We start from the raw sequence: 16,290 nt of genomic DNA on the forward strand, positions 1-16,290 counted from the left end.
CGACTCAGATCCCGGCGATCCCCGAGATCGGTTCACCCATGTCGGCGACCAGCCGAGGTTCCCCGGGACACCCGGGCAGCGGCACGGCGCGGATGTGCCCGCCCAGGTCCGACACGTACGCGGTGTCCTCGTCGACGGCAAGGCCGATCGCTTCGGCGAATCCGTCGGCGAGGATCTCCGGTTGGGCACCGGTGGCACCGGGGCCGGGGAGCGGTGCCCGGTTGAGGGTGTTGCCTGCCGGCGCAGCGCCGCGGTCGGTCCAATACAGCCAGTCGCCGTGGACCTCAAGGTCGATCGGCTCCGGCAGGTGATCCCACAGCACTTCGATGTCGGTACGGTCGGCCGCGGTCTGCCCGGCGGGAATGGTCAAGCCGGCCCGTAGGATTCGGCCTTTGCCGCCCTTTGCCGGCCCCTTCTGGGTCCAGTACAGGTGAGTGGACGTGACGGCGACGCCGACGCATTCCTGCAGCCAGCTGTCGTCCCGGGCGTTGGCCACGAGGTCGGTCAAAGCGCTGCCGTCGGGACGCACACAGCTCACCCGGCAACCCTCCCGGTCACCCCAGTAGAGGGTGCCTGCGGCGTCGACGGTGAGTTGCTTGCCGGTTGTCAGTGAACCGACCGGGATCACGTCGTGTGCATCGGTGCCGTCCAGGCGCACCGCGTGCAGACCCCCATTACGCGCGGAATAGTCCAGGCTGGCTTCGCCTTTGAGTGCCGGGTCGCGGGTGGGGACGCCCATGGTGGTCCAGTAGACGACACCGTCACGCACCACCACGCCGTCGGGGGACGGGCCGAGGCCGTCGCTGTGAACAGTGGTCGCCGAGCCATCGGCGATGTTCACGCGGTACACCGCACCTGAACGGATACCCAGCGCGATCAGTTCACGGAACACGATTCCTCCCCGGTCGACGCCAGGCTACCTGGGCCGGCTGGCAACAGCCGAGGATTTGCCGGTCGCCTCGGTCACACCCAGGTTCCGCCGTCGACCCGTAGCGTTGCACCCGTGATGTAGGACGCGCGGTCGCTGAGCAACCAGGCGGCGGCTTCCGCGATCTCGTCGGGCCGCGCAGCGCGCCGCAGCGGTGTGTCCGCGATCAGCCGGTCGACCACGCCGGGGCTCGCGTCCTCCCACTGCTGGATCATTTCCGTCATGGTCGGTCCGGGAGCGATCGCATTGACCCGGATTCCCTGCGGCCCGTAGCTCACGGCGGCTGACTCGGTGAGGCTGTTGACCGCGCGCTTCATCGCTCCGTAGGCTGGCAGGTCGGGATTGCTGTGCAGGCTCCCGACGCTGGAATTGTTCACGATCGCACCGGTTTTGGCGGTCGCGCTGATCGCGGACACCTCGGCGGACAGCGCCAGCCACAGGCCTTTGAGGTTGACCGTGTAGACATGGTCGAAATCGTCCTCGGACACCTCGTGCAGTGGTCCCGGCGGCTGGATCGTCGCGCCGTTGTTGAAGGCGATGTCGAGACGACCCCACAGCTCGACGACCCGCTGTACCGCGGTCCGCACACTGGATCCGTCGGCCAGGTCACAGACCACGTAATCGGCAGTGCCGCCCGCGGATCGGACGTCTTCGGTGACCGCCTTGAGCTCGCTCTCGGTCCGCGCCGCGAGGACGACGGTGGCGCCCTCGGTGGCGAACAGGCGGGCGGCCGCGGCGCCGATACCGCGACCCGCGCCGGTGATGAATGCGATCTTGCCTTCCAGCAGGCCGGTTTTCGTCGGAGAAGTCATGACAGCGAGCCTGCGGGCGCGCGCCGGTCTTATCCAGGTATCACCGGTACCTGGCTACGGTCGGCGGTCCCACGGAGAATGGCAGCGTGGACAAGCGAGAGCTCGGCGCGTTCCTGCGCAGCAAGCGCGAGCGGATCCGGCCTGCCGACGTGGGTCTGCCCGTCGGTCAACGGCGTCGCACCCCTGGCCTGCGGCGCGACGAGGTCGCGCACTTGGCGTTCATCTCGACCGACTACTACACGCGTCTCGAACAGGCAAGGGCCCCACACCCGTCAGCTGACGTGCTTTCCGGTCTGGTTCGGGCACTTCGCCTTTCCGATGCCGAGCGGGCGTATCTCTACCTGCTGGCCGGCGTCGAACTCGAGCGGCCACCCGGCCCGCCGCGGGAGGTTCGTGTGAGCATCCTCGACCTGATCCAGCGGCTGCCGCAAGCCGCTGCCATCGTGCTGTCGGCGACCTATGAGGTGCTCGCCTGGAACGACCTGGCGTGCGCGCTGATGGAGGACTTCTCGGCACTGTCGCGCCGGGACCGCAACCTGGTGCGGCGGGCGTTTCTCGGGCCGCATCCGCCGGACGGGCGACGGCTGTACGGAGTGTCCGACGCCGACGAGTTCTCCCACACTGCCGCACTGCACCTGCGCGCCACTGCCGCACGGTATCCCGACGACCCGGAGACCAACGCGCTGATCGCCGAACTGCGTTCCGGCAGTGCTGAATTCGCGGGGCTGTGGAATGCGCACGACATCGTGTCCCGGCCGACCCTGTGCAAGACGTTCGCCCATCCGGTGGTCGGCCCGGTCGCGGTCAACTGCGATTCGCTCGACATCGCCGACCGCGATCAACGTGTCGTGATCTACACGCCGGAACCGGGCTCGCCGTCGGAAGAGGCGATGCGGCTGCTGGCGGTTCTTGGCACCCAGAGGATGGACGTACCGGGCTGAAGGAAAGCCGGCCTACTCGCGTGCGGGTCGTGTTCACCGGCCGGTCGAGCCGTCGATCAGTTCGCGGATGATGTCAGCATGGCCGGCGTGACGTCCGGTCTCCTCGATCATGTGCGTGAGGGCCCAGCGCAGGCTGGGGGCGGCGCGTCCGGGCACGGGCGCGTCGAGATCGCCGCAGCCGTCCAGCATTTCGTTGGCGCGGGCGACCGCGGCCCGGTAGCGGGTGACGACATCGGTGACGCTGTCCGCTTCGGGCGCGCGGAACGTCGCCTGCCAGTCGGTGACGTCTTCGCCGAGGAAGATCCAGCGTTCGACGTGGGCCAGGTGCTCGACGAGGCCGAGCAGGTTGGTGCCCGACGGCACCGCGGGCGTTCGCACGGCAGGTTCGGGTGTTCCGTCAACCTTGGCCGCGATCGAGGTGCGGAGGTAATCGAGAAAGCCGCGCAGGGTCGTGGTCTCGTCGGACCCGGTCCGCGGTGGCGGGGTGTCGTGAGGCATGTGCCGAGTCTTGCCTGACTCGGCTCCGATGGCACGCGGACTTGCTGTTGGGGCAAGCGCGATGAGTTTTGCCTTGGCGCCGCGTCTATATCGACAAATCCGACACCCGAGGAGAGCATCATGGCTGCCACATACACCTTCGACGTCTTTTCCAGCCTCGACGGCTACGGCGGGATCAACGGCGGTGACTGGGGTGGTTACTGGGGCAAGCAAGGTCCCGAACTGCTCGACCACCGTCTCGCGCTCTACGGCGAAGAGCAGCGAATGGTGTTCGGCGCCAACACCTATCGGACGTTCACCGAGCTGCTGGGCTCGGGCACCGATGAGTCCGTTGGCGATCCCTGGGTGACCCGCATGCGCAACCTGCCTGCGACGGTCGTCTCGAGCACCCTGGCCGGGCCGCTGGACTGGCCGGACGCGACCGTGGCGAGCGGTGACGCCGTCGACGTCGTCGCGCGGCTCAAGGAGGAGTCCGACGTGCCGCTGCGCTCGCACGGCAGCCTGTCGATGAACCGGGCGCTGATGGCCGCCGGCCTGGTCGATCGCATCCAGGTGACGATCTTCCCGGTCATCACCGGCCAGACCGGCGACGACCCGATCTTCCGGGGTGCTGCCGACTTCGACCTCGAGCTGATCGAGAGCCGCACGCTCGACGGCCGCATCCAGGAGCTCACCTACCGGCCGTCCCTGCATCTTGTGATGTCCTGAGAGATCACAGGGCTGGCACGACGGACCGCCGAGGTTGAGTGGGTGCTTACGGGCAAACCGCGTCGGTCCGGGCGTTTCTCGGGCCTACAGCCGAACCAGTGAGAACGGATAGGTCAACGTTCCACTCGGTGCGCCGTCGCAGCCCGCCGCGAATGAGGACTGCAGCGTGCCGGTCAGGGTCTGCGCATCCCACGAGTACACGTCTCGGGTCGCGACGACCGGACCGTAGTAGACGTTGCCGCAGCGCAGCCCGTCTGGCACATCTACGGTCAGTGTGTAACGGCCGTCGGTCAGGGTGGCGTTTCCGCGGTACTCGAACGCCTTCGCGATGGGCATCGGTATCGCGTTGATCTGTACGCAGTCATGGGCTTCCGGAACGCAGTACGAGACTGCCCATGTCCAGGTGTGGAAGTCGTACCGGTCGGGAATGAGCAACTGGTAGTTGGCATAGAAGGGGGTGGCGTGCGCGACGGGTGACAGCCAGCCGACCGCGGTCATCAGACTGGCGAGGGCGACGATGGGCTTCGGAATCGGCATGTGTTGTCTCCGAGTCAGTTTCGGCGGTCACGTCACATGTGCGAACCGCCGTCGACACGGACCTCTGTGCCGGTGATGAAATACGCATCGTTGCTGCCGAGCAGGGCGACCACACCGGCGACTGCGTCGGGAGCCGCGAAGATTGCGCCACCGTCAATGGGCAGCATCGGGGCGACCTTGCCGAACAGGGTGTAGTCGGCGTCATCGGGTAGACCTGGGCCGACACTTTGTCGCGACTCGCCGGAGCCGTCGGTCATACCCGATGAGATCGACCCTGGCTGAACGGAATTGAACCGGATCCCGGCCTTGGAGAACTCTGATGCCCACGCGTGTGTCATCGCCAGCACCCCGCCTTTCGAAGCTGCGTAGGCCGCCATGTAGGGGTGTGCGAATTGCGCGGAGGTGGAGCTGAAATTCACCACGGCCGGCCCGTTGCCCTCATGCAGCGGGCCGATCGCTTCACGGGTCACCAGGAAGGTGCCGACGAGGTTGACCCGGACCACTTGTTCGAAATCATCGAGGCTGGTTGCCGCCAGGTGCGCTGAACGCAGAATCCCGGCGGCATTGACCAGGGTGTCGAGGCCACCCACGGCCTCGACGGCGCGGCTGACACCGGTGCGCACCGATTCCTCGTCGCCTACGTCCATCACCACGGTGGTCAGCCGCTCCCCGAATTCCACAGCCCTAGAAACGGTGTCGTCCAGTCCGTCTGCGCTGATGTCGGCTGCCACGACCCGACCGCCTTCGGCCAGGATGCGCAGCACGCATGCCTGGCCGATGCCGGAGCCGCCGCCGGTGATCAACACCCGACGGTTGGCGAAGCGTGACGGGGCGATCGTCGATGCAGGCAGTGCAGTGGGCACGGTTGTGGCTCCTGTCCGATGTGGGGCCGGCTCGTCGTCGGATCCGGCAGCGACTACCTACGGTGCGGCTTGGACGGGCGCCTGGCAGTGACGGCTCCCATTGGGTGGGAGGTTGTGTGTTCGCGATCACGGATGGCTGCGAAGGTTTGGGACGTCCCCACCAAGTTCGGCACGTTGCCGAGATGGCTGTAGGCGGATCGTAATGGAGTATTCGGTGACACATGGTGAATAAGGCCGCGGACCGCTGGTCCACCGGATTGCCCGTGCTGAGCGCTGGCACGTCGGGAACGCTGCAGGCCGTCGGTGGTCTGTTCAAGATGTCTGCCGACGCAGTCAAGTTCGTGTTCCGCCGACCGTTTCAGGGCAAGGAGTTCTTGGAGCAGTCGTGGTTCGTCGCACGCGTCTCCTTGCTGCCCACACTGCTGGTGGCCATTCCGTTCACCGTGCTGGTGAGCTTCACCCTCAACATTTTGCTGCGCGAGCTCGGCGCGGCCGATTTGTCGGGCGCCGGCGCGGCCTTCGGGGCGGTGACCCAGGTCGGGCCGATGGTGACGGTGCTGATCGTGGCAGGCGCCGGTGCTACCGCAATGTGCGCCGACCTGGGTTCACGGACCATACGCGACGAGATCGACGCGCTCGAGGTGCTGGGGATCAATCCGGTCCAACGGCTCGTTGCGCCCCGCGTGTTGGCCTCCGGGCTGGTGGCTTTGCTTCTCAACAGTCTGGTCGTCATCATCGGCATCCTGGGTGGCTACGCCTTCTCGGTGTTCATCCAAGGGGTCAACCCTGGCGCCTTCGCTGCCGGGATCACCCTGCTGACCGGCGTGCCCGAAGTCATCATTTCCTGTGTCAAGGCGGCGCTGTTCGGGCTCATCGCCGGACTGGTTGCCTGCTATCGAGGGCTGACGATCAGCGGCGGCGGCGCCAAGGCGGTTGGCAACGCGGTCAACGAAACCGTCGTCTACGCGTTCATGGCGCTGTTCGTGGTCAACGTGGTGGTCACCGCGATCGGTATCCGGATGACGGCGCACTGAGGCCGGGAGGATTCGCGATGACAATACGTGCGCTCTACCCACGGGTCTCCCGGGAACTCAACAGGCCGATCGAGGCCGCGAGTCGGTTGGGCGACCACACACTGTTCTACGGCAGGGCCTTGGCCGGAATGCCCCACGCCGCGGTGCACTACCGCCGCGAGATCGTGCGGCTGGTCGCCGAGATCAGCATGGGCGCAGGCACACTGGCGATGATCGGCGGCACGGTCGTGATCGTCGGCTTTCTGACCCTGGCTGCCGGCGGAACCCTCGCAGTCCAGGGATACAGCTCTCTGGGCAACATCGGCATCGAAGCCCTGACAGGATTCCTCGCCGCCTTCATCAACGTGCGGATATCAGCTCCGGTCGTCGCCGGTATCGGGTTGGCCGCCACCTTCGGTGCCGGTGTCACCGCTCAGCTGGGAGCCATGAGGATCAGCGAGGAGATCGATGCACTCGAGACCATGGGCATCCGGCCGGTCGAGTACCTGGTCAGCACCCGCATCGTCGCGGGCATGGTCGCCATCGCGCCCCTGTACTCCATCGCGGTGATCCTGTCGTTCGTCGCCAGCAAACTCACCACCGTCGTGATGTTCGGCCAGTCCGCGGGTCTGTACAACCACTATTTCTCGACCTTCCTCAACCCGATCGACCTCCTGTGGTCTTTCCTTCAAGCCATCCTCATGGCGCTGGCAGTCCTTCTGGTTCATACGTATTTCGGATATTTCGCGGCGGGAGGGCCGTCGGGCGTCGGGGTGGCGGTGGGCAACGCGGTGCGTACCTCACTCATCGTGGTGATCTCGGTGACTCTGCTGGTGTCACTGTCGATCTATGGGTCCAACGGCAACTTCAACCTGTCGGGTTAGGAGCGCGTCGAGTCGATGAAGAGAAATCCGAATGTGGTGCGTCCGTTGGCCGGATTGGCGACCGCAGCCATCGTCGTGGCGATTGTGGCTGTAGCGGTGGGGCTGTTCCGGGGTAGCTTCACCAAGGCTGTGCCGGTGACCGTGCTCTCGTCGCGGGCCGGCTTGGTGATGAACCCTCAGTCCAAGGTGAAATTGCATGGCGCACAGGTGGGTTCGGTCGAGTCCATCGAGTCGCTGCCCGACGGTCAGGCGGCGATCCATCTGGCGATCGACCCGGCACGGATGGACCTGATTCCGGCCAACACCGGTGTCGATATAGCGTCCTCGACGGTGTTCGGCTCGAAATTCGTCGAGTTCGTTCCCCCGAAAGATCCGGCGACACAATCGTTGCAAGCCGGGCAGGTGCTTTCGGCCGACCACGTCACCGTGGAGATCAACACCGTCTTCGAGCAGCTGTCATCGGTGCTGTCGAAGATCGAACCGGACAAACTCAACGAGACCCTCGGCGCACTGTCATCGGCTCTTGATGGGCGAGGCGGGCAGATGGGCCAGACGTTGTCCGATCTCGATGAATTCCTGACCAAGATCGACCCGAGCCTGCCCGCGATGGAGCATGAGCTTGCAGTGGCGCCGCAGGTGACGAGTGCCTACGCCGATGTCACACCGGATCTACTCACGAGCGCCAAAGCCGCGACCACCTCCAGTCAGATGCTTGTTGACGAGCAGCGCAGCCTCGACGCGGTGCTGCTGAGCGTGATCGGCTTGTCCGATGTAGGCAATGACGTGGTTGGCACCAACCGCCAGGCGATCACCGATGTGATGCACCTGCTTGCGCCGACGACCGACCTGACCAATCAGTACCACGAGGCACTTACCTGCGGGCTTGGTGGAGCCGCGCAGCTTGCCAAGGCACCCGGCAGCCCGGTTCCTGGCGGGCTGTTGCTGCAGACCGTCGTTCTCGGCCAGGAGCGGTACCGATATCCAGCGAACCTTCCGAAGGTGGCGGCGACAGGTGGTCCGCAATGCACAGACCTGCCGAAGGTGCCGTTCCAGAAGCATCCACCGTTTGTCGTCACAGATGTCAACGCCAATCCGGCGCAATACGGTAACCAGGGCATCCTGCTCAACTCCGACGGTCTCAAGCAGATGCTGTACGGACCGTTGGACGGCCCGCCCCGCAACTCCGCTCAGATCGGACAACCGGGATGACGGGCCTGGGACGAACCGCCGTCAAGTTCGGTGTCTTCGCGGTGGTGATGACGCTGCTGACGGCGGCGTTGTTCGCAATCTTCGGGCAGTACCGATCCGGTTCGAGCAGCAGCTATTCCGCAGTGTTCGCCGACGCCTCCAGTCTCAAATCGGGAGACTCGGTGCGAGTGGCCGGAATCCGCATCGGCACCGTCAAGGATGTGGCCCTGCAATCGGACAACACGGTCGTCGTGACCTTCGACGCCGACAACTCCGTCCGGCTCACGGAAGGGACACGGGCGGCGGTCCGCTACCTCAACCTCGTCGGTGATCGCTATCTGGAACTCGTCAATCGGCCCGGTGCGGCAAGGATTCAGCCCCCGGGGTCACGGATCGGGGTAGACAGGACTGAACCAGCTCTCGACCTCGACTTGCTGCTCGGCGGTCTGAAACCTGTCATCCGTGGATTGAATCCTCAGGACGTCAACGCGTTGACCGGCTCCCTGATCCAGATCTTGCAAGGCCAAAGTGGTGATGTGGAATCGCTTTTCGCGAGGACCTCGTCGTTCACCAATGCTGTCGCCGACAACGGTCAAACCGTCTCACAGCTGATCGCCAACCTCAACGACACCCTGGCCACCGTCGCGAAAGATGGCGACAAATTCTCCGGTGCGGTGGACCGCCTGGAGAATCTGATCACAGGCCTTGCCGCCGACCGGGACCCGATCGGAGACGCGATCACCGCGCTGGACAAGGGGACAGCGTCGCTCGCCGACCTGCTGACTCAATCCCGTCCGCCGCTGTCTGGCACCGTCGACCAATTGAGCCGACTGGCTCCGCTGCTGTCGAACGACAACGACATGGCCCGGCTCGACCTGACACTGCAGAAGACTCCCGCCAACTATCGCAAGCTGGTTCGGCTCGGTTCCTACGGCAGCTGGCTGAACCTCTACATCTGCGGCGTGTCGGTGCGGGTGACCGACCTGCAGGGACGGACCGCTCATTTCCCCTGGGTCATTCAGAACACCGGAAGGTGCGCAGAACCCTGATGCACAAATATCGTGGAAAACAGCTCGTCCGTACCGGTTTCCTCGGCCTGGTGCTGATCATCCTGACCATCGTCGCCGGCATGCAGCCCCAACAGCTGTGGTCGATGGCGACGTCGGTCAGGTATCACGCCGTGTTCGCCGAGGCCGGAGGATTGTCGGCGGGCAACGACGTCAAGGTCTCGGGTGTGAACGTCGGCACCGTCTCCAGCGTCGAACTCGAAAATGGCCGTGCACTGGTGACGTTCGCGGTCAACGGAAAGGTCCGCCTAGGATCCGAGACGACCGCGCAGATCCGGACCGGGACCCTGCTCGGCCAGCGGATCCTCACACTGCAACCGCGCGGCAGTGGCAGCCTCGGTGCCTCGGGTGTCATCCCGCTGACCCGCACCGCGTCGCCGTATTCGCTGACCGATGCGGTATCAGACTTCACCTCGAACACCGCGGGCACCGACACCTCGGCCATCAATCAGTCGCTCGACACCTTGTCGGAGACCATCGACCGGATAGCCCCCCAGTTGGCGCCCACTTTCGACGGTGTCACCCGACTTTCCAAGTCGCTCAACAATCGTGACGAATCGCTGTCCGGGCTCCTCAAGAGTGCCGCCGATGTCACGGGGATCCTGTCCGAGCGCAGCCAGCAGGTCAATCGGCTCCTTCTCAACGCCAACGATCTGCTCGGTGTCCTGCAGCAGCGTCGGTATGCGATCGTCAACCTACTGGCCAGTACGTCGGCGGTGGCCCAGCAGCTGTCCGGCTTGGTCGCCGACAACGAGAAGAAACTCGCCCCGACCTTGGAGAAGCTCAACAAGGTCCTGCAGATGCTCGAACGCAATCGGGACAACCTCACAAAATCGCTTGCCGGGCTGGCGAAGTATCAGCTCACCCAAGGGGAGGCCGTGAACAATGGCTTCTACTACTACGGGTTCGCCTCCAATTTGCTGCCCGGATCCGCGATTCAGCCATTCCTGGATTACGCGTTGGGGTTCCGCCGTGGTGTCAACGCTGGGCAGCCGCCTGACAACGCCGGACCGCGCGCCGAGTTCCCGTTCCCCTACAACGGTATTCCCGGAGGAGGGCGATGATGGCCGAACGTAGACACACTCCACGGTTGGCCAAGGTGCTGTTCGCTGCCTTGATGGCCTTGATCGTGGCGGGCTCGGGTTGGCTGCTGTACCAGAAGCTGTTCAGCCCCAAGACGATCGTCGCCTACTTCAGTTCAGCGACGGCGATCTATCCGGGCGACGATGTTCGGGTCGTTGGCGTCAAGGTCGGCACCATCGACGCGATCGAGCCGCAGGGCACTCGGGCCAAAGCCACTCTGAGCGTTGACCGCAACGTGCCCATCCCGGCCGATGCGCAGGCGATCATCGTGGCCCAGAACCTGGTCTCGGCACGCTACGTCCAGCTGACCCCGGCCTACGGTTCGAGCCCCGCTGCGAGCGGCCCGGTGATGGCCGACCACGCGGAGATCGGGCTGAATCGTACGGCGGTGCCTGTCGAGTGGGACGAAGTCAAAGCGCAGCTGACTCGCTTGGCGACCGAACTCGGCCCCGCCAACGGCGTGTCGGATACATCGCTCGGCCGCTTCATCGATACGGCCGCCAACGCCATGGACGGAAACGGTGAGAAACTGCACGAGACGATTACCCAGTTGTCCACCGTGGGCCGCGTTCTCGGCGAGGGTAGCGCGAACATCGTCGACGTCATCAAGAACCTGCAAACATTCGTTACCGCGCTGCGCGACAGCAATGTTCAGATCGTGCAGTTCCAAGATCGACTGGCCGACGTGACCAGTACGGTCGACGCGAGCCGATCCGATCTCGATGCCGCCATCAACAATCTATCCGGCGCTGTCGGCGATGTGCAGCGGTTCATCGCAGGGTCACATGATCAGACCGCGGAGCAGATCCAGCGGCTGGCGAACGTCACCCAGGTCCTGACGGACAACGCCATGGTGGTCAAGAACGTGCTGCATGCGGCACCAAATGCACTCGTCAACGGCTACAACATCTACAACCCGGACACCGGAGGCCCACGAGGGTCGTTCGCCATGAACAACTTCGCCAACCCGGTCGCGCTCCTCTGTTCGGCCATCGGAGCCGTCGAGAACGCCACCGCAGAGCAGTCGGCCAAGGCCTGCGCTCAATATCTGGGCCCCGCATTGCGTCTGATGAATTTCAACTACCTGCCGATGCCTTTCAACGCCTACCTGGGACCCGCCCCCCAGAACGTCGTCTATTCCCAACCGGGACTTGCCCCCGGGGGTGGCGGCACAGGTGACAGCCCAGCCGCTATACCTCCCGCGGTATCGGCCTACACCGGTGCAGGTGACGTTGCGCCGCCCGCCGGTTGGGCAGATCCCGCACATCCGCCCGGCGCGTACACGCCTGGCGGTCTGCCGGCGGATCCACAGCCTGCACTGTTCCCCGGCGCCCCGATTCCCCCCGTACCCGGCGTGATGCTCCCGCCGCCCACGCGGAAGCCATCGAGCTTGCCGGAGATGTTGTTGCCTGCAGAGGCCGCTGCCGTGCCGCCACCACCAGGAGGGACGCCATGAAGACACGACGCAGGTCGGCGCGCGGATTGTTCGCAGCGGCTTGCTCCAGCGCCGTGGCCCTCTCAGGCTGCACATTTGACGGTGTGAACTCGCTGCCATTGCCCGGCACCGTCGGTAGCGATGTCGATGCCGTGATGTATCACGTCCAGATACCGAATGTGGGTACGTTGGAGTCGAATTCGCCGGTCATGGTCAGCGATGTGGTTGTTGGCACGGTGGGCAGGATGAAGGTCGACGACTGGAACGCCGATGTGGATGTATCGGTCAAGCCGGATGTCGTCGTGCCTGCGAACGCGGTAGCCACCGTGGGACAGACAAGCCTGTTGGGCTCGATGCACCTGGCGCTGGATCCCCCAGTAGGCCAACCTCCAACAGGCCGCTTGCAGCCCGGCTCGACCATTCCGCTGAATCGCTCCTCGACTTACCCGTCGACCGAGCAGACGCTGTCGTCGCTGTCGACCGTGGTCAACGGTGGCGGTCTCACCCAGATCGGCGACATAATCCACAACTTCAACGCCGCGCTCGACGGTCGGTCTGACCAGATCCGCGACTTGCTCACCCGAATGAACAGCGTGGTGACGATTCTGGACAACCAGCGCGAGAACATCGTTGCGACGATCAGCGCATTGAACCGATTTGCCGGCACCGTTGCCGCACAACGCGATGTCGTTACGAAAGCGCTTGACCGGATCCCTGCTGCCCTACAGATTCTGGTCGAGCAACGACCCCAGATCACCACCGCATTGGAGAAGCTCGGCAGTCTCAGTGCCACCGCCGATCGTCTGATCAATGACTCGCAGGCTGACCTCGTCCGTAACTTGAAAAATCTCGAACCCACCGTGCGCGCATTGGCAGATGTCGGACCCGATCTCGTGACGGCGCTGTCGTACCTTCCGACCTACCCATATACGCAGGAATTCATCGACCGGGGCATCCGTGGCGACTACATGAACCAGTTCATCGTTTTCGACTTCACGATCCCCAGACTCAAGAGCGGAATCCTGCTCGGGACCAGATGGGGCGAGCCAGGCGCATCGCTTGTCCCCGCACCGGGAGATCCGTGGTACTCGTCGTACACGCTGGATCCGCTCAAAGCGCCCGTTACCCCGGTCCCCACTGAACTTGCCCCGATCCCGCCGCTGGTCGACGTGCCGGGGGCTCACGGCGCAGACAACCCGCCCGCACCGACCGAGCGGGCCACCCCCGACGCCCCACCGGCACCGTCGGGCGACGACCAGCCGGCGAACGCCCCCACGGGACAGGGAGGCGGAAACTGATGCTCACCCGCTTCGTCCGCACTCAACTGGTCGTCTTTTCGATCGCTTCGATCATCGGGCTCACGATGATGGTGCTTGTCTACCTGCAGGCCCCCGTGCTCGTCGGAATCGGCCGCATGACAGTCACATTGGAGCTGCCGTCGACAGGAGGCCTGTACCAGTTCGCCAATGTCACTTATCGCGGGATCGAGGTCGGCAAGGTCACAGACGTTGCACCCACCCGACACGGCGCCGTCGTCACGATGTCGCTACAAAAGACGCCGAAGATCCCGGCGGACTTGCAGGCCGACGTGCGCAGTATCTCTGCCGTCGGCGAACAGTACGTGGATCTGCGGCCCCGTACCGATACCGGGCCGTACCTGCAAGATGGTTCGGTTATCGCCGAAAGCAACGCATCCATCCCACCTCCGGTCGGCCCCATGCTCGATCAGATGAGTGCGCTGGTGGACAGTATCCCCTCAGGCAAACTTGGTGACCTGCTCGGCGAATCATTCAAGGCACTCAACGGAACCGGCCATGACCTGGCCGCGTTGTTCGACGCATCGGCGCGGCTGAGCGCCGACGCCAACCACACCGCGGATCAGACGCGCACACTTGTCGACGACAGCCGACCGTTGCTCGACGGTCAGGCTGCCAGCGTCGACGCGATACGTACCTGGGCGCAGGGCCTGGCCGGGATCAGCCAGCAAGTGGCTGCGGACGACACCGCCCTGCGTACCATCCTGCGGACCGGCTCCGGGGCCGCCGACCAAGCCACGCAGTTGCTCAACCAGGTCAAGCCCACCTTGCCGGTGATGTTGGCCAACCTGACCACGATCGGCCAGATCGGCGTGACCTACCATCCGTCGATCGAACAGTTGCTCGTGCTCTTGCCGCCATACCTGGCTGCAACCCAGTCCTACGGATCTTCCCTGAACAATCCAACGGGTATGGCGTTGTCGGAATTCAGTCTCACGCTGGGCGACCCACCGGCGTGTACGGTTGGCTTCTTGCCGCCGTCGTCATGGCGGTCACCGGCGGACTTGACTGACGTTGACACCCCTGACGGGTTGTACTGCAAGTTGCCGCAGGACTCACCGATCGGGGTGCGCGGGGCACGTAACTTCCCGTGCATGGACCATCCGGGGAAGCGCGCCCCTTCCGTTGAAATCTGCGACAGCGACAAGCCTTACGAGCCGCTGGCCATGCGACAGCACGTCACGGGCCCGTACCCAATCGACCCGAATCTGATTGCCCAGGGTGTACCGCCTGATGACCGGGTCAATTTCGGCGACCAGATCTTCGGGCCGACGGAGGGTACGCCGCCACCGACTTCCGTGCCGGCCGATGGGGCAGTGCCGCCGCCCCCGGTCGGACCCGTCGTGCCCCAGGCGCCTGCCGGCGGCGCTTTGCCTGCTGCGCCCAGCGCATTTGCCCCGGGCGCCGCGGGCCCCTCCGTGGCCTTCGCGACGTACGACCCGAAGACGGGTCAATATGCGACCCCGGACGGGAAGGTATACAGCCAGGCCGATTTGGCGACACCGGCTGCGGGGACTTGGGAAGACTTACTTCCCAAGTGACTCGAGTGGCTGCGATGCCGGCGTCCCGTAAGTGGCGCCGGCTTACCGGCACACGTCACGCCTTGACTAGCTTGAACGGCATATTGATGTAAACGGGCTTGTTGACGCCGCAGGCACCGCTAGGGCTCGTGGTGATGTCTTCACCCACCAGAGTCGTGGAAGCGGGATCGGACATCGCCCCATCCGGAGTCATCGCTTTGAAGCGGAAAACCTGCAGACCGGGAGCTGTCGTTCCGTCCTGGCATGGCACCCAGTTGTCGACGGTGTGCTTGACGTACCAGACCCCACTCTTCTGATAAATCGGTGCTGTCCAACCCCATTCGCTGTGCACCGTTCCCGTGCATTCGCCCGGATAGCTGCACTGCGTGCTGATCGCCCAGGTGCTGCGGACACTGTCTTGTTCGTAGAAGACCTCGTTTTTGCGGGCCCACTCGCCGTTGGACGTTGCGACGTAGGTACCGTTCAGTCCCCACGACGAGTCGTCGGCAACGGCCGTGGGCCCGGTCAAGACACCGACCACTACGGCTACGCTGGTCGACACCAACACGATTACACGCGACATCGCCTACTCCTCAGACTGGCCGTTCGGCGCGAATTCGGCGGTGCCCGACGCTAACACCGGCAATCGGCCCAACGAGCGGGTGTGCCCACTGAGCGGACATATCGACTCCGGTACCCGCCGAGTGCATGTCAAAGTGACCCTGTGAGAACGACTCTGGCCGTGGCGACGGTATTGGCATCTGTGCTGATGACGCCCGGCAGTGCGGCGGCCGAGCCATCGACCTGTGGCGATCCGTCGTGTGTTCCCGGTATTGCCCCGGGAGTGGTGCTTGGGGCGCCATGCTCGGACACCGCATACTTCGTCTTCGGCACCACTTCGTGGGGTCGGCTGGTGTTTTGTGGCTCGCCGCGCCGCTACGAGCCGAGGTATTTCCGGTCGCCCTCGATGGCTGGCGTCAAAGAGTTCGGTTCAAGCTGTGAAGGTTACGAGAATTGGGTGGCCCAAGCTCCCGATGGCCTGTTCCTGAGTTGTCAGTCGCGAAATGGGACTGCCATGTGGGGACGGGGAGACTGATGCGTAGAGCCGTAATTGTGGCTTTCGCAGCGCCATTGTTGTGTACGCCGGTTCAGGCCCACGCAGACGATCCGGTTCTGCACCGCGTGACCTACAAGGTTTCGGCGGAAAGCCAAGTAACCGCGGACATCTACTATCGAGAGGTCGACCCGCCCACGTGGGCGGATTACAGTCACAACCCCTATGAATTCAGCCCCAAGGTGGAGGCGACAATCGGTCCGGGCCAGCCATGGGTGATCGATGTGATGCTGGCCGACCCTGATCAGTGGGCCATGGTCACTGCGACCAGCGGGCGATTGCCGACCTCTCCGATGTTCCACTGCGAGTTGGCCGTTGATGGTGTCTCCGTGACGAGGAGCGGTGGCCCGAAGGGAGCACTCTGCGCGCTACGTCACTGGTAG

General features: G+C 64.5%; 18 protein-coding genes. 12 read left to right on the forward strand and 6 right to left on the reverse strand.

The window, feature by feature from the left end; translation table 11 throughout:
• Positions 1-4 precede the first annotated feature (4 nt).
• Together RMCB_RS19630 and RMCB_RS19635 are read right to left on the reverse strand one after the other, a co-directional pair.
• Positions 5-892 carry an SMP-30/gluconolactonase/LRE family protein gene (locus RMCB_RS19630; protein WP_062830129.1) on the reverse strand — a complete coding sequence of 296 codons (888 nt, stop codon included), beginning with the start codon at positions 890-892 and terminating at the stop codon, positions 5-7.
• Between the two features lie 71 nt (positions 893-963).
• Positions 964-1,740, reverse strand: coding sequence for an SDR family NAD(P)-dependent oxidoreductase (locus tag RMCB_RS19635; RefSeq protein WP_029367736.1), 777 nt, complete (start codon positions 1,738-1,740; stop codon positions 964-966).
• An 86-nt stretch (positions 1,741-1,826) separates the two neighbouring features.
• On the opposite strand from RMCB_RS19635, the gene RMCB_RS19640 reads away from it, so the two are divergent.
• Positions 1,827-2,681, forward strand: a complete 855-nt coding sequence (locus RMCB_RS19640; RefSeq protein ID WP_062830130.1) for a helix-turn-helix transcriptional regulator — start codon at positions 1,827-1,829, stop codon at positions 2,679-2,681.
• Positions 2,682-2,714: 33 nt separating this feature from the next.
• Here RMCB_RS19640 and RMCB_RS19645 read toward each other — a convergent pair whose 3' ends face one another.
• The gene (locus RMCB_RS19645) at positions 2,715-3,179 is read right to left on the reverse strand and encodes a DinB family protein (RefSeq protein WP_062830131.1); all 465 of its coding nucleotides are present in this window, start codon (positions 3,177-3,179) and stop codon (positions 2,715-2,717) included.
• A 120-nt stretch (positions 3,180-3,299) separates the two neighbouring features.
• Between RMCB_RS19645 and RMCB_RS19650 the strand changes: the two genes are divergently transcribed.
• Positions 3,300-3,887, forward strand: coding sequence for a dihydrofolate reductase family protein (locus RMCB_RS19650; protein ID WP_084388554.1), 588 nt, complete (start codon positions 3,300-3,302; stop codon positions 3,885-3,887).
• Positions 3,888-3,971: 84 nt separating this feature from the next.
• On the opposite strand, the gene RMCB_RS19655 is transcribed toward RMCB_RS19650, so the two are convergent.
• The gene (locus tag RMCB_RS19655; RefSeq protein WP_109784359.1) at positions 3,972-4,385 is read right to left on the reverse strand and encodes a hypothetical protein; all 414 of its coding nucleotides are present in this window, start codon (positions 4,383-4,385) and stop codon (positions 3,972-3,974) included.
• Positions 4,386-4,456: 71 nt separating this feature from the next.
• Complete coding sequence (locus RMCB_RS19660) at positions 4,457-5,287, reverse strand: SDR family NAD(P)-dependent oxidoreductase (RefSeq protein WP_456152463.1); 831 nt, start codon at positions 5,285-5,287, stop codon at positions 4,457-4,459.
• Positions 5,288-5,508: 221 nt separating this feature from the next.
• Here RMCB_RS19660 and RMCB_RS19665 point away from each other — a divergent pair, with 221 nt between their 5' ends.
• The 8 genes from RMCB_RS19665 to RMCB_RS19700 are packed head-to-tail and all read left to right on the forward strand — an operon-like array spanning position 5,509 to position 14,814.
• A complete protein-coding gene (locus tag RMCB_RS19665; protein ID WP_062830134.1) occupies positions 5,509-6,321 on the forward strand; it encodes an MlaE family ABC transporter permease in 813 nt (270 codons plus the stop codon).
• Between the two features lie 17 nt (positions 6,322-6,338).
• Positions 6,339-7,184, forward strand: a complete 846-nt coding sequence (locus RMCB_RS19670; RefSeq protein WP_062830135.1) for an MlaE family ABC transporter permease — start codon at positions 6,339-6,341, stop codon at positions 7,182-7,184.
• Between the two features lie 15 nt (positions 7,185-7,199).
• Positions 7,200-8,393 (forward strand): MCE family protein, encoded by a 1,194-nt coding sequence (locus tag RMCB_RS19675; protein ID WP_062830136.1) that lies wholly within the window; start codon positions 7,200-7,202, stop codon positions 8,391-8,393.
• A complete protein-coding gene (locus RMCB_RS19680) occupies positions 8,390-9,421 on the forward strand; it encodes an MCE family protein (RefSeq protein WP_062830137.1) in 1,032 nt (343 codons plus the stop codon). Before RMCB_RS19675 ends, RMCB_RS19680 begins: the two co-directional genes overlap by 4 nt.
• Positions 9,421-10,503: an MCE family protein gene (locus RMCB_RS19685; RefSeq protein ID WP_062830138.1), complete on the forward strand. Its 1,083-nt coding sequence runs from the start codon at positions 9,421-9,423 to the stop codon at positions 10,501-10,503. The genes RMCB_RS19680 and RMCB_RS19685 overlap by 1 nt, the downstream gene beginning before the upstream one ends.
• Positions 10,500-11,978, forward strand: coding sequence for an MCE family protein (locus RMCB_RS19690; RefSeq protein WP_062830139.1), 1,479 nt, complete (start codon positions 10,500-10,502; stop codon positions 11,976-11,978). Before RMCB_RS19685 ends, RMCB_RS19690 begins: the two co-directional genes overlap by 4 nt.
• Positions 11,975-13,255: an MCE family protein gene (locus RMCB_RS19695; RefSeq protein WP_084388555.1), complete on the forward strand. Its 1,281-nt coding sequence runs from the start codon at positions 11,975-11,977 to the stop codon at positions 13,253-13,255. Before RMCB_RS19690 ends, RMCB_RS19695 begins: the two co-directional genes overlap by 4 nt.
• The gene (locus RMCB_RS19700) at positions 13,255-14,814 is read left to right on the forward strand and encodes an MCE family protein (protein ID WP_062830140.1); all 1,560 of its coding nucleotides are present in this window, start codon (positions 13,255-13,257) and stop codon (positions 14,812-14,814) included. The genes RMCB_RS19695 and RMCB_RS19700 overlap by 1 nt, the downstream gene beginning before the upstream one ends.
• A gap of 55 nt (positions 14,815-14,869) precedes the next feature.
• On the opposite strand, the gene RMCB_RS19705 is transcribed toward RMCB_RS19700, so the two are convergent.
• The gene (locus RMCB_RS19705) at positions 14,870-15,376 is read right to left on the reverse strand and encodes an Rv2253/PknI dimerization domain-containing protein (protein WP_062830141.1); all 507 of its coding nucleotides are present in this window, start codon (positions 15,374-15,376) and stop codon (positions 14,870-14,872) included.
• Between the two features lie 186 nt (positions 15,377-15,562).
• Here RMCB_RS19705 and RMCB_RS36615 point away from each other — a divergent pair, with 186 nt between their 5' ends.
• Both RMCB_RS36615 and RMCB_RS19715 read left to right on the forward strand, forming a co-directional pair.
• Positions 15,563-15,889, forward strand: a complete 327-nt coding sequence (locus tag RMCB_RS36615) for a hypothetical protein (RefSeq protein ID WP_072278512.1) — start codon at positions 15,563-15,565, stop codon at positions 15,887-15,889.
• On the forward strand, positions 15,889-16,290 hold the full coding sequence (locus RMCB_RS19715) for an Rv2576c family protein (RefSeq protein WP_062830277.1): 402 nt from the start codon (positions 15,889-15,891) through the stop codon (positions 16,288-16,290). The genes RMCB_RS36615 and RMCB_RS19715 overlap by 1 nt, the downstream gene beginning before the upstream one ends.

This window comes from Mycolicibacterium brisbanense, from assembly GCF_001570425.1.
Taxonomy (GTDB): domain Bacteria; phylum Actinomycetota; class Actinomycetes; order Mycobacteriales; family Mycobacteriaceae; genus Mycobacterium; species Mycobacterium brisbanense.

Excerpts from the sequence above, each read along its gene's own strand:
- RMCB_RS19635 (WP_029367736.1), bottom strand. The coding sequence starts at position 1,740 with ATGACTTCTCCGACGAAAACCGGCCTGCTGGAAGGCAAGATCGCATTC.
- RMCB_RS19645 (WP_062830131.1), bottom strand. The coding sequence starts at position 3,179 with ATGCCTCACGACACCCCGCCACCGCGGACCGGGTCCGACGAGACCACG.
- RMCB_RS19650 (WP_084388554.1), top strand. The coding sequence starts at position 3,300 with ATGGCTGCCACATACACCTTCGACGTCTTTTCCAGCCTCGACGGCTAC.
- RMCB_RS19655 (WP_109784359.1), bottom strand. The coding sequence starts at position 4,385 with ATGACCGCGGTCGGCTGGCTGTCACCCGTCGCGCACGCCACCCCCTTC.
- RMCB_RS19665 (WP_062830134.1), top strand. The coding sequence starts at position 5,509 with ATGGTGAATAAGGCCGCGGACCGCTGGTCCACCGGATTGCCCGTGCTG.
- RMCB_RS19670 (WP_062830135.1), top strand. The coding sequence starts at position 6,339 with ATGACAATACGTGCGCTCTACCCACGGGTCTCCCGGGAACTCAACAGG.
- RMCB_RS19675 (WP_062830136.1), top strand. The coding sequence starts at position 7,200 with ATGAAGAGAAATCCGAATGTGGTGCGTCCGTTGGCCGGATTGGCGACC.
- RMCB_RS19680 (WP_062830137.1), top strand. The coding sequence starts at position 8,390 with ATGACGGGCCTGGGACGAACCGCCGTCAAGTTCGGTGTCTTCGCGGTG.
- RMCB_RS19685 (WP_062830138.1), top strand. The coding sequence starts at position 9,421 with ATGCACAAATATCGTGGAAAACAGCTCGTCCGTACCGGTTTCCTCGGC.
- RMCB_RS19690 (WP_062830139.1), top strand. The coding sequence starts at position 10,500 with ATGATGGCCGAACGTAGACACACTCCACGGTTGGCCAAGGTGCTGTTC.
- RMCB_RS19695 (WP_084388555.1), top strand. The coding sequence starts at position 11,975 with ATGAAGACACGACGCAGGTCGGCGCGCGGATTGTTCGCAGCGGCTTGC.
- RMCB_RS19700 (WP_062830140.1), top strand. The coding sequence starts at position 13,255 with ATGCTCACCCGCTTCGTCCGCACTCAACTGGTCGTCTTTTCGATCGCT.
- RMCB_RS19705 (WP_062830141.1), bottom strand. The coding sequence starts at position 15,376 with ATGTCGCGTGTAATCGTGTTGGTGTCGACCAGCGTAGCCGTAGTGGTC.
- RMCB_RS36615 (WP_072278512.1), top strand. The coding sequence starts at position 15,563 with ATGACGCCCGGCAGTGCGGCGGCCGAGCCATCGACCTGTGGCGATCCG.
- RMCB_RS19715 (WP_062830277.1), top strand. The coding sequence starts at position 15,889 with ATGCGTAGAGCCGTAATTGTGGCTTTCGCAGCGCCATTGTTGTGTACG.